This window comes from Bacteroides thetaiotaomicron VPI-5482 (genome assembly GCF_000011065.1).
Classification (GTDB): Bacteria; Bacteroidota; Bacteroidia; order Bacteroidales; family Bacteroidaceae; genus Bacteroides; species Bacteroides thetaiotaomicron.
This window is the reverse complement of sequence record NC_004663.1, coordinates 1,290,777-1,303,343: the sequence shown is the minus strand read 5'-3', so window position 1 is coordinate 1,303,343 and position 12,567 is coordinate 1,290,777. Positions and strand designations below refer to the sequence as shown.

Here is a 12,567-nt window from a genome sequence, read left to right as displayed (position 1 = left end):
ATTATGAATAAGATTCAAATTCCCTGGGAAGAACGTCCTGTCGGATGTACAGATGTAATGTGGCGTTACTCGCAAAATCCGGTCATCGGACGCTATCATATTCCTTCATCCAATAGTATTTTCAACAGTGCTGTCGTACCTTTCAAAGATGGATTCGCCGGCGTATTCCGTTGTGACAACAAAGCTGTACAGATGAACATCTTCACAGGATTCAGTAAAGATGGTATTCATTGGGATATTAGTCATGAACCGATTCAGTTCAAAGCCGGTAACACGGAAATGATTGAATCCGAATATAAATATGACCCGCGTGTTACGTGGATTGAAGACCGTTATTGGGTAACTTGGTGCAACGGCTATCATGGACCTACTATCGGTATTGCCTATACATTTGATTTTGTAGATTTCTTCCAATGCGAGAATGCTTTCCTGCCTTTCAATCGTAATGGAGTACTTTTCCCGCAAAAGATAGATGGCAAATATGCTATGTTAAGTCGCCCCAGCGACAATGGACATACACCGTTCGGTGATATTTATATCAGCTACAGTCCGGATATGAAATACTGGGGTGAACACCGTTGTGTCATGAAAGTAACTCCTTTCCCTGAAAGTGCCTGGCAGTGTACCAAGATTGGTGCAGGTTCGGTACCTTTCCTTACTGATGAAGGCTGGTTGCTTTTCTATCATGGTGTTATCACTACTTGCAACGGTTTCCGTTATGCAATGGGTTCGGCGATACTCGATAAGGATCATCCCGAAAAGGTACTTTATCGTACCCGTGAATATCTGATAGGTCCGGCTGCACCTTATGAACTTCAAGGGGATGTGCCCAATGTGGTATTCCCATGTGCGGCATTGCAGGATGGTGAGCGTGTAGCTGTTTATTATGGAGCTGCAGATACCGTTGTAGGAATGGCTTTCGGCTATATCCAGGAAATAATTGATTTTACAAAACGAACGAGCATTATCTAAGAAGGATATGAGACGTATATTATTAACTTGCACACTGGCTTTCACCCTTCTCCCCGTATTTGGGGGAGAGGGTAAGGCCCCCCCTATGGATAAGGAAAAGAGTCTGTTGATAGACTATGTAGATCCTTTTATTGGAACGACAAACTTCGGCACCACCAATCCCGGAGCTGTTTGCCCGAATGGAATGATGTCCGTAGTACCTTTTAATGTGATGGGTTCTGCCGATAATACATACGATAAAGATGCACGTTGGTGGTCGACGCCTTATGAACATACCAATTGTTTCTTTACAGGATATTCTCATGTGAATCTGAGTGGTGTCGGTTGTCCTGAACTGGGTTCTTTATTGCTGATGCCTACTACCGGAGAACTGAATGTAGACTATAAGGAATATGGGAGCAAATATAAGGATGAACAGGCTTCTCCCGGCTATTATTCCAATTATTTGACGAAGTATAATATAAAGACAGAAGTCTCTGCTACTCCGCGTACAGGTATTGCCCGTTTCACTTTTCCTAAAGGAGAGAGTCATATACTTCTGAATTTGGGCGAAGGCCTGACCAATGAGAGTGGAGCCATGCTTCGTCGTGTAAGTGACAGCGAAATAGAGGGAATGAAACTATTGGGTACTTTCTGTTATAATCCCCAAGCTGTATTTCCCATCTATTTTGTGATGAGAGTGAACAAAGTTCCCGCCACAACCGGATATTGGAAAAAGCAACGTCCGATGACAGGTGTGGAAGCAGAATGGGATCGCGACCAAGGCAAATATAAATTGTATACCCGCTATGGAAAAGAAATAGCAGGTGACGATGTGGGCGCTTACTTCACTTTTGAAACAGAAGAAGGAGAACAGGTCGAAGTACAGATGGGAGTTTCCTTTGTAAGCATAGAGAATGCCCGTTTGAATCTGGATAAAGAACAGTCGGGAAAAAACTTTGAACAGGTGCTTTCCGATGCCCGTGCACAGTGGAACGATGACTTGTCACGTATCACTGTAGAAGGAGGAACGGATGCACAGAAAACAGTTTTTTATACGGCACTTTATCATTTGTTGATTCATCCGAACGTTCTGCAGGATGTAAATGGTGAATATCCGGCTATGGAGAGCGATCAGATTCTGACAACGAAAGGTACCCGATATACTGTATTCTCTTTGTGGGATACATATCGTAACGTACATCAGCTTTTGACTTTGGTTTATCCCGAACGTCAGATGGAAATGGTACGTACCATGCTCGATATGTATCGTGAACATGGTTGGTTCCCTAAATGGGAATTGTATGGAAGAGAGACTCTTACGATGGAAGGTGATCCAAGTATCCCAGTGATTGTGGATACATGGATGAAAGGATTGCGTGACTTTGACGTAGATCTGGCTTATGAAGCTATGTACAAGTCGGCTACATTACCCGGGGCGGAAAATCTGATGCGTCCGGACAATGATGACTATATGTCAAAAGGATACGTGCCGCTTCGTGAACAATATGATAACTCCGTATCTCATGCACTGGAATATTATATCGCAGACTTTGCCCTTTCCCGTTTTGCGGATGCTTTAGGAAAGAAGAAAGATGCGGAAATGTTCTATAAACGCTCTTTGGGATATAAGCATTATTATAGTAAGGAGTTCGGTACATTCCGACCTATTCTTCCGGACGGAACTTTCTACAGTCCGTTCAATCCGAGGCAGGGAGAGAACTTTGAACCGAATCCCGGTTTCCACGAAGGTAATTCTTGGAATTATACTTTCTATGTACCACATGATGTATATGGATTGGCTAAACTGATGGGTGGAAAGAAACCTTTTGTCAATAAGCTGCAAATGGTGTTTGATGAAGGACTATATGATCCGGCTAACGAACCGGATATTGCTTACGCTCATCTGTTCTCTTACTTTAAAGGTGAAGAATGGCGTACACAGAAAGAGACACAGCGACTGCTGGATAAGTACTTTACGACCAAACCGGACGGTATCCCTGGAAATGATGACACAGGTACGATGTCTGCATGGGCTATTTTCAATATGATAGGTTTTTATCCCGACTGTCCGGGATTGCCGGAATATGCATTGACTACTCCGGTATTTAATAAAGTAACGATCCGCTTGGATCCTAAATGGTATAAGGAAAATGAGCTGGTAATTGAGAGTAATCGTACCGGATCGGAAACTCTTTATATAAATAAGGTGTTATTGGATGGTAAGAAGTTCAATAAATACCGCATTACCCACGATGAACTTGTTCATGGTAAACGCTTGATATTTGATTTGAAATAACACACAGTGTTTCATAGGTATCGTTTTTGGGTTGACAAGGCTGTCGGACTTTTCAGGGTTCGGCAGCCTATTTTTTTTACATCTTACCTGAATAATCCTTTCAAAAAGATAGTGTCACTATATGTCTGCGATAATGACACTATATCAGTGGTATAGTGACACCATTTACCTAGGATAGTGTCATTATCTTATTTTTATAAATATCCCCTTTTCCGTTTTAGTATTAAATATTTGGAATGTAGCCGATTACAAAGTTTCCTTTCATCCGTCTTTTATACGATCAGCGTATAATTAAGATGATGAATAGAAAGAAATTATTTCAACATATCCTTTGGATATTAATCGTAGCAGAATGTTTTCCAATGCTGGCTGTTGCTGCATCGAAACAAAAAAAACAACGTTACAAGATCGCCGTATGTGACTGGATGATATTGAAACGTCAGAAGATTGGTTCGTTCCAATTGGTGCATGAGTTGAAAGGAGATGGAGTCGAGTTGGATATGGGTAGTCTCGGTAAAAGAGAAATGTTCGATAACAAATTGCGTGAGCCCCATTTCCAGCAGCTATTTCGTGAAACAGCTCAGAACTATAATTTAGAGGTTCCTTCTATTGCTATGTCCGGTTTTTATGGACAGTCTTTTTTAGATCGTGCTAATTATAAAGAATTAGTTCGGGATTGTCTGGATGCAATGAAAGTAATGGGTGCCAAGGTCGCTTTTCTCCCTTTGGGTGGAGTGGAAGCAGGCTGGCAGGAAACTCCGGAACTTCGGACAGCTTTAATAAAACGGCTGAAGGAAGTAGGGGATATGGCTGCTTCGGAAAGAGTTGTAATTGGCATTGAAACTCAATTGGATGCAAGAGAAGAAGTGAAACTATTGAAAGAGATTAATTCTCCCGGTATCAAGATCTATTTTAAATTTCAGAATGCATTAGAAAATGGAAGAGATCTATGTAAGGAACTCAAGATTCTTGGAAAAAATAGAATTTGCCAGATTCACTGTACAGATACGGATGGAGTGACTCTTCCTTTCAATGAGCGGCTGGATATGAATAAGGTAAAAAAGACGCTTGACAAAATGGGCTGGAGGGGCTGGCTGGTTGTAGAACGCTCACGAGACAAGGATGATGTGAGGAACGTGAAGAAGAATTATGGAACGAATATTGAATATCTGAAAAAGGTATTTCAAGAGTAATATAATAATTGAGATAATAGGTAGGAGGGACTTCAAACATTATATGTCCTCTTACTATATTAAAAGTCCGAACTTAAAAAAGTTCGGACTTTTTTTTCACTATGCGAATCAAATCCTAATCCTATAGAGATATTGATGCTTTCTCATCCTTTATTTCGGATGCTTGTAACCATTTTGTTTTTTATTTAATTCACTGTTTCCGTTATGGTATCAATCAGCAGAATTTTGGTGGATTACAATGATCTTATCCATTCGTCCTTTATATGAATCGGTTAAAGTGGAAGTTAAAACGATGTGAAGATGTGGAGAAGAACGATGATTGGAATATAAAATATTTAAAAGAAAATTTTCAACAATAATGGGGAGGGGAATTATGATATAGTTTAATAAAACTAAGAGAAAAAACTTCAGATTCTATTTTTTATTCTTTTTAAGAGATTACGATTCTTTTAGTTGTATCTTTTTATTTATGTGAATAGATGTCTGATGATGTAATATATCATTTTATATAAATTAAAATTTAATCTATGAAGAGTAAACATTTATTCTTGCGAGTAAAAAGGGATAGTTTGGCATTTGCGGCAGCTATACTTCTTTTTAGTTCTTGTGTCGATGGATACAAGGATGATTGGACCTTCTCATCGGAAGTTCAGGGGGTAACCTTGGAATCACCGTCGACTGAAGGTTGGACTTTTACCAGAAACGTAGATATTACGTCTCTGGAAATTAAATGGCCGGTAGTGCTAGGAGCCGGTGGGTACCAAGTGACATTTTATAATATTGATGATCCTGACAATCCAGTTGTTATAGGCGAAGAGAATGAAGTCGTAGATAAATGTACGATTACGCGTGATATTACTGAAGATACAAAATATAAGGTTGCAGTCAGAGCATTAGGAAATCAGAAGTATAATAACGCTGATGCTGTTGCAGCTACGGAAATGACTTATAATACATTGGTTCGAGTACGTGAAACAATACCAACAGGAACTAATCTGACCGAATATTTTACGGCAAATCCGATTGAGCCTCTTGCAGAAGGAGAAGAAGAAATAGCTTATGAATTAGTGGCAGGTGGTGTATATGAAATGGATGGTAATATTGATTTAGGAACGACTACATTGACTATTCGTGGCGACAAAGTAAATCATGCCAAACTGACAATGAAAAGAAATGCTTCTTTTATAAATCGCGGAGCTGGTCTAAAAATTAAGTTTATAGATTTTGATTTTGATGCTGATACTTACAGTGCTTCTAATAGTAGAGGTGTCGTTATGTTCAATAGCACAGAAGCCGGTATAGTGCAGCAGCCTTATGTTTTCCAATCTTGTACTATAAAAGATCTTCCCGTACCATTATATTACTGTAATAATGGTTATGCTTTGTCGTCATTGTCTATTACTGATTGCTTGGTTAGCATTAATACAGCAAGTACTATATTTATAGCATTCAACGGTCAAGGTTGGATCAAAGATTTGAGCTTTTCAAACAGTACTATTTATTATACGGTTCCCGGATCTGCCTATTTTGTTCAGATGAGAGGACGTACTCCGTCAAACTTTAGCGGATCTGGCTGGAGTACATCGCTTCGGAAAATGAGTAATTGTACGTTCTATCAAATTGGCACTAACAATCGTTTCTTTAATAATGTAATAAACAGTAATAGTGCTGTGTTCTTTTTGGAAATGCAGAATACTATTTTTGCAGACTGTGTCGTAAGTTCGGCCACAGGAACTGAAGGTGTTTTCAGACGGATCTGTAATGCGGGAAATTATGGTAATGTAAATTATACACTTGGATATAATACTTATTATTATAGTGCTGTTCCGGGAGGATTCCTTGATTATGATACTAGTGATGAGAATGGACGAGACCATTCGGGAACAGCTATTAAGGTAGAGCCAAAGTTTGTGAATGCTGCTAACGGTGATTTTACTTTGAGTAGCTCGGAGCATATTGCGAATCGTTGTGGAGATCCACGTTGGCTTCCGACAACAGAATGAATACAATGTATAAACAATAACAGAATACTATGAGTAAAAGATATTTCATTTTAGGCTTATGTATGCTTTTTATACAAGCCTTTGCGCAAATCGTCTATGCCCAAAATGCACGTACGGTGACCGGGGTTGTTGTGGACGAATTTGGTGACCCAATTATTGGGGCTGCAATTAAGATTGTAGATTCTACGGTAGGCACGATAAGTGATATTGATGGTAAATTTAGCCTTCCCGTCCCGGAAGGGGGAAGATTGGCTGTTTCATTTGTAGGATACGTTTCTCAAACAATAACGAATTTGAATAATCCAAAGATTGTATTGAAAGAAGATGTAGCTAATCTGGATGAGGTGGTTATTGTAGGTTATGGTACACAAAAAATGAAAAACATAACGGGGGCGATTGAAACCATTACTCCGGATGAGATTAAAGATCTTTCGGTGGGTAACTTAGGTGATGCATTGAGCGGAATGATGAGTGGTTTGCATGTAAATTCGGGTGGTGGTCGTCCGGGTAGTACCCCAAGTCTACAAATACGCCAAAGTAATATCAATACCAGCATTACTCCCAATTCAACGCGTGGAGGTGATGCAGATCCTAGCCCATTATATGTAATTGACGATTTTATTTCTACAGAGGATGCATTTAATAATTTGGATGTGAGTGAAGTAGAAAGTATTACGGTTTTGAAAGATGCTTCGGCAGCTGTATATGGGGCACGTGCGGCTTACGGTGTCATATTGGTGAAAACCAAGCGCGGTAAGGTAGGTACACCTTCCATATCTTATACAGGGCAATTCGGTTTTACTGATGCTTTGAAAAAACCTAAGATGCTAAGTGCTTATGATTATGGACGTATTTATAATGCCGCACGTGTAGCTGGAACTTCTACCGGTGAATCGGAATCGGATAATAGAAGAACGCAATATTTCCAGGCTGACGAATTGGAAGCAATGAGAGGACTGAACTACGATTTGCTGGATGATGAGTGGAGTGCGGCTTGGACGCAACGCCACAGTTTCAGTATTAATGGCGGTACAGAGAAGGCTACTTATTTTGCGGGTGCATCTTACTATAATCAAGAAGGTAATATGGGACGTTTAGATTATGATCGTTGGAACTTCCGTGCGGGTGTTAATGCTAATATCGGTAAGTGGATTAAAGCCTCCTTACAGTTCTCAGGTGACATGGGTGAACAGAATAACTCACGTAATGGTATAACCAGTGGTGGGACAGATGCTGATTTTAATTCTCTAATGACACATTTGCCTTTTGTGCCCGGATATGTAGGTGGACGTCCTGTTATATATACAGGTATGGAAAATGTGTCTTCGGGCTTAAGTGCTGTACGACTATTCCATTTTGGAGCAGTTCAGGATTCTCCTGACAATACTCAAAATCAGACAAATAATATGTCCATAAACGGTTCATTGGAATATGATTTTGGTTGGAGCAAATGGTTGAAGGGGCTAAAAGTGAAAGGTTCTTATTCGAGGAGCATTATCAATAATAAGAGTAATAATATCGGTACTAAAATGAATGTCTACAGGCTGCTGGAACGTGGTGGCAGTGGAAATCACCTTTATACTGGCGATGATATAAATATAGATGATAGCAATTTTGGTACTTTTACTTTGGATAATGGTAATTTATTGAGCCGTGCGATGAATAAAACGGATAACTACCAGATGAACTTGACAGTCAGCTACGCACGTCAGTTTGGTTTGCATAATGTGAATGGATTGTTTTCTATTGAAAAGGCAGAATCGGAATATGAATATCTGACCGGTACTGTAACTGATCCTTTCAGCTTTACCGATGGACAATCTAATTCGACAGCTACCGGTGCGGATCAAACGACTACGTTCGGTCGTACGGAATCGGGTATGCTCTCTTATATCGGTCGTCTGAACTACTCGTATGCAGACAAGTATTTGTTTGAGTTCCTGCTTCGTTCGGATGCATCTACCAAATTTGCTCCTAGTAACTACTGGGGAATGTTCCCTTCATGGTCAGCAGGTTGGGTTATCTCGGAAGAAAGCTGGTTTAATAAAGAAAAACTAGGTATTGATTTCTTGAAAATTCGTGGTTCATTCGGTATTTTGGGAAGAGATAATATACAACCTTGGTTGTGGACACAACTTTATAGCCGAAATGCAGATGGAGGTCCTATATTTGGTACAGCCACCAATACCTATAGTGGTGCAACATTCCAAATGCCGCAAAGAGGGGTCAACGCAGATGTACATTGGGATAAAACCTACAAGACCAATTTAGGTATCGATGTCAGGATGCTGGATAGTAGACTGGGTATTACATTAGATGCTTACTATGATATGGGACGTGAGTTGTTCACAACTTTCACGGGTACTTCTTTCTATCCGACTACTGTAGGTACGCAGGCTACTCCTGAGAACTTTGGAGAAGTTGATACGTATGGTTTAGAACTTACTTTGAATTGGAAAGATAAAATCGGTAAAGATTTTTCTTATTGGGTAAAAATGACTACCGGTTACAGTGATAACAAGATTAAAGAAGCCGGATTCCAGGCTACTCCCGGTTTTGATGACATTGTTCGGGGTGAACGTTCCGACCGTGGTGTGTGGGGATACGAATGTATTGGCATGTTCCGCACCTATCAGGATATCGAAGAGTATTTCGCAGTGAATAAGATCACTTCTTATCTTGGGAATACGAAAGATAACATTCATCCGGGTATGTTGATCTATCGTGATGTACGTGGTCAGCGTAATGCCGATGGTACTTATGGTGAAGCAGATGGCGTGATTGATCAGAATGACTATGTGAAGATTTCCAATCGTGCCAATAATCCTTATGGATTGACTTTTAATTTTGGTGCTTCGTATAAGAACTTCTCATTCAGTGCTCAATTTGGTGCAAGCTGGGGTACTTATGCTCTTGTACAGACAGACTTACGTCAGGAAAAATACGATGATCTGGAATATAAAAATGTATCTGCCATGTGGAAAGATATGTATGTGTATGAAGATGTATTGGATGCCGGTGGTAATGTAGTGGCGCCAATGAACCGGAGTGCTAAATATCCAAACTTAAGATATAGTGCCATAAACGGTCAGGCTTCTACATTTTGGAAAGTTAGCGCAGCCAGCGTTCGATTACGTAATTTGACAGTTGCTTATAGCCTTCCGAAGGAATGGACAAATCGGATCGGCATCAGCAGTTGCCGTCTGAATTTGACTGCTCAGAACCTTTTAAACTTTTACAATCCTTATCCTGATGGTGTTTGGAGTACATGGGGAGGCACTTATGGAAGATATCCTAATTTGCGTAAAGTAACTTTAGGTGTTAATGTCTCATTCTAATATCAAAGAAGATTATGAAAGAAAAGATAAATAAAATATGTTTGACAGCATCGATGGTGACAGGACTAATCTGTTTTACTGGATGCAGCGATGATTTTCTGAAAGACAAGAAAGTATATGGAAGCTATGACGCTTCGGTTGTGTACGAAAATTATGAAACAGCCAAAAGTCGTGTGGACTTTTTATATCAGTCTTTATTGCCTAGTTCTACCGGAGGTTCCAATGCTTTGACCGATATAACCAGTGCGGGTATTGATGACGATTTTTCCAAATGTACGGAGGAATATGGAGACTACTCTATTTTCAATGATCCTACGGCATCTCTTACTATTCAGACTGTTCCCGATTATTTTTATGTAATCAACAGTGAAAGAAGTCCTTGGGGACGTATCCGCGAATGTAATAATGTGATTGAAGGTGTGACGGGAAGTGCGACTCTTTCGCAGACAGAGAAAGAACAATTACTCGGACAAGCTTACTTTTTTCGTGCATGGCGTTATTATCTGTTGGTGAAAATGTATGGTGGTGTTCCCATTGTAGACCACGTCCAGAATCCGGTGATAGGTGATGGTAATGGTGAGAATCTGGTCATTCCTCGTTCCTCGACTAAGGCTTGTATAGACTTTATATGCGATGACTTGGAACTGGCAGCCAGCTATCTTCCTGCACGTTGGCAGAATGAAGGGCAGGATTACGGACGCATAACCGCCGGTGCAGCACTTGCTCTAAAAGGTCGTACATTGTTGCTTTATGCTAGTCCACTTTTTAACCGTGCCGATGACGCATCTCGTTGGAAAGATGCTTACGACGCCAATTTTGCTGCCATCACTAAACTGAATGAAGGTAACTTCGGACTTGCTTATGAAGGCAATGGCGGAGAAGACAATGCCAAGAATTGGGCCAGAATGTTCGCCACTTATACAGGTGGAAGCGAAGCCGTATTTGTTACTTTATATAATAATGTGTCTCCTATTGCTTCACAAAACATCAACCGATACAACTTGTGGGAGCAGGGAATCCGACCAGGAAATATAAACGGAGGCGGAGGAAAGACTCCTACAGCGGAAATAATAGACATCTTCCCGATGATTGACGGTAAGAAACCGATGGAATCAGGAGTTCATTATGACCCTAAAAAGTTCTTTCTAAATCGTGACCCGCGTTTCTACCGTACATTTGCATTTCCGGGGGTAGAGTGGAAATTCAACAGTGGCAATGTCGATTTTTCAGGAGCAACGATGTCTGGTTTATGCCCAACCCGTTATACCAGTGGTGCGAACTATGAACTTTGGAATTATTGTTGGTATACTACGGCTGATGAGCGTAATAATCCGAGTAGAAGCGGTTTTGCAGCCGATATGCTGGGCACTAAGAATAGAGGAGTCTATGTTCGTAAACGTTCGGATGATTTTGATTTGGGCACTAGTCTTTATGTGTTTACTGATAACAGCAGTGGTGATCAGCAGGGATTCAGACGATCGGCAGCTCCTTACATGGAGATACGGTATGCGGAAGTATTGCTGAATCTGGCAGAATCAGCTTGTGGTGCGGGCGGCACTTATCATGCGGAAGGGGTCAAGGCGCTGAAAGCCGTACGTGGCAGAGTAGGCTATACGAGTGCAAATAATTATGGCCTGGATGCGGCGATTGAAACTGACCGTGCTAAATTGTTTGAAGCTATATTGTATGAACGTCAGGTAGAGTTGGCTTTTGAAGGTAAACGTGCGTATGATATGCGTCGTTGGATGCTATTTGACGGAGGTGTAGGACAAGGTGCTTTGAATGCAAGTTGGGCATTGAGTGGCTTTGGAGGTAATACTTGTACTTATTTGGGTGTGACTCCGATGAATGAACGTGGTAAGAGATATCGCATAGAAATCAATGTTGAAGGTACCGGGTCTGCAAATAATGACAGTGATCCGATTAAAAACGTAGAGCGACCAGCAGCACTGACATTGAATGAGAAGATTGCTACGGAAGCAGACGGAGAAACGATTCTTGATCCGGCTGTGTCAAGTATATGTACATTCTATGATACCTATTTCTCACGTAAAGATATCAGTCTTGATGGTAATGTGCTGGACATTAATCCTTATTTCCAACCCAGATATTATTTCTTTGGATTGCGTCAAAGTGCACAGCAAACTAATGCGACATTGTATCAGACCATTGGTTGGGAAGATTATGCTCACGGTGGTATGGGTACTTTCGACCCATTGGCAGAATAAAAGATTTTTCTGATTCCCGGAAAAAAGTAATTTAATATAAAAAGGTGGCCTCAAGGCACTTTCCTTTTAATAGGAAAAGTGTCTTGAGGCCTTTTTTTGCATATAATTCCCAATTAACTTCATTTTTGTTCTTTTTATGTGATTACATATCTTTAAATCATACGTCCTTTTTATGTATGAAGAAAAAGAAGAGTGGTATATGTATTTTATGATTATTTAAGTAGTTTACTAACATGTCTTCATTCAAGAGCTTATGGGAAGCTTCTTATAATTGTTATCAAGATGGAAAGCAATTCACAAGATTAACTGACTGTCAAAGTAGGGAGCTGAATAAATTGCATTTTCACTTTAATGCCTCACTCATCAGAGTGTGAATATAGCTAAAGTGAAAGTATTAGAAAAAGGAAAGGCATCATTAATGGTATCAGTTAAAGTGCTGTGCCATAATATATTTCTCATTAAACGATTTATTTTAGTGTTAGGAATCAAACCGAACAAAGAAATAAATCGAAAACTGTGGAAAGAAGCCATTAGTTTTGCAGCCATTACTGCATA

The 12,567-nt window shown here is 40.2% G+C and carries 6 protein-coding genes; all 6 read left to right on the top strand.

The window, feature by feature from the left end; genetic code table 11:
* Positions 1-3 precede the first annotated feature (3 nt).
* The 6 genes from BT_RS05195 (at position 4) to BT_RS05170 (ending at position 12,012) form a co-directional block, all read left to right on the top strand.
* The gene (locus BT_RS05195; RefSeq protein ID WP_011107586.1) at positions 4-972 is read left to right on the top strand and encodes a 1,4-beta-mannosyl-N-acetylglucosamine phosphorylase; all 969 of its coding nucleotides are present in this window, start codon (positions 4-6) and stop codon (positions 970-972) included.
* A gap of 7 nt (positions 973-979) precedes the next feature.
* Positions 980-3,250: a GH92 family glycosyl hydrolase gene (locus tag BT_RS05190; protein WP_011107585.1), complete on the top strand. Its 2,271-nt coding sequence runs from the start codon at positions 980-982 to the stop codon at positions 3,248-3,250.
* Between the two features lie 299 nt (positions 3,251-3,549).
* Positions 3,550-4,443, top strand: a complete 894-nt coding sequence (locus BT_RS05185; RefSeq protein ID WP_011107584.1) for a sugar phosphate isomerase/epimerase family protein — start codon at positions 3,550-3,552, stop codon at positions 4,441-4,443.
* Between the two features lie 527 nt (positions 4,444-4,970).
* Positions 4,971-6,446: a DUF4992 family lipoprotein gene (locus tag BT_RS05180; RefSeq protein WP_008765818.1), complete on the top strand. Its 1,476-nt coding sequence runs from the start codon at positions 4,971-4,973 to the stop codon at positions 6,444-6,446.
* Between the two features lie 29 nt (positions 6,447-6,475).
* The gene (locus BT_RS05175) at positions 6,476-9,784 is read left to right on the top strand and encodes a SusC/RagA family TonB-linked outer membrane protein (protein ID WP_011107583.1); all 3,309 of its coding nucleotides are present in this window, start codon (positions 6,476-6,478) and stop codon (positions 9,782-9,784) included.
* 14 nt (positions 9,785-9,798) lie between these two features.
* Positions 9,799-12,012, top strand: a complete 2,214-nt coding sequence (locus BT_RS05170) for a RagB/SusD family nutrient uptake outer membrane protein (protein WP_008765815.1) — start codon at positions 9,799-9,801, stop codon at positions 12,010-12,012.
* Positions 12,013-12,567 lie beyond the last annotated feature (555 nt).

Coding starts and splice junctions, on each gene's coding strand:
- BT_RS05170 (WP_008765815.1), top strand. CDS start 9,799: ATGAAAGAAAAGATAAATAAAATATGTTTGACAGCATCGATGGTGACA.
- BT_RS05195 (WP_011107586.1), top strand. CDS start 4: ATGAATAAGATTCAAATTCCCTGGGAAGAACGTCCTGTCGGATGTACA.
- BT_RS05185 (WP_011107584.1), top strand. CDS start 3,550: ATGAATAGAAAGAAATTATTTCAACATATCCTTTGGATATTAATCGTA.
- BT_RS05190 (WP_011107585.1), top strand. CDS start 980: ATGAGACGTATATTATTAACTTGCACACTGGCTTTCACCCTTCTCCCC.
- BT_RS05175 (WP_011107583.1), top strand. CDS start 6,476: ATGAGTAAAAGATATTTCATTTTAGGCTTATGTATGCTTTTTATACAA.
- BT_RS05180 (WP_008765818.1), top strand. CDS start 4,971: ATGAAGAGTAAACATTTATTCTTGCGAGTAAAAAGGGATAGTTTGGCA.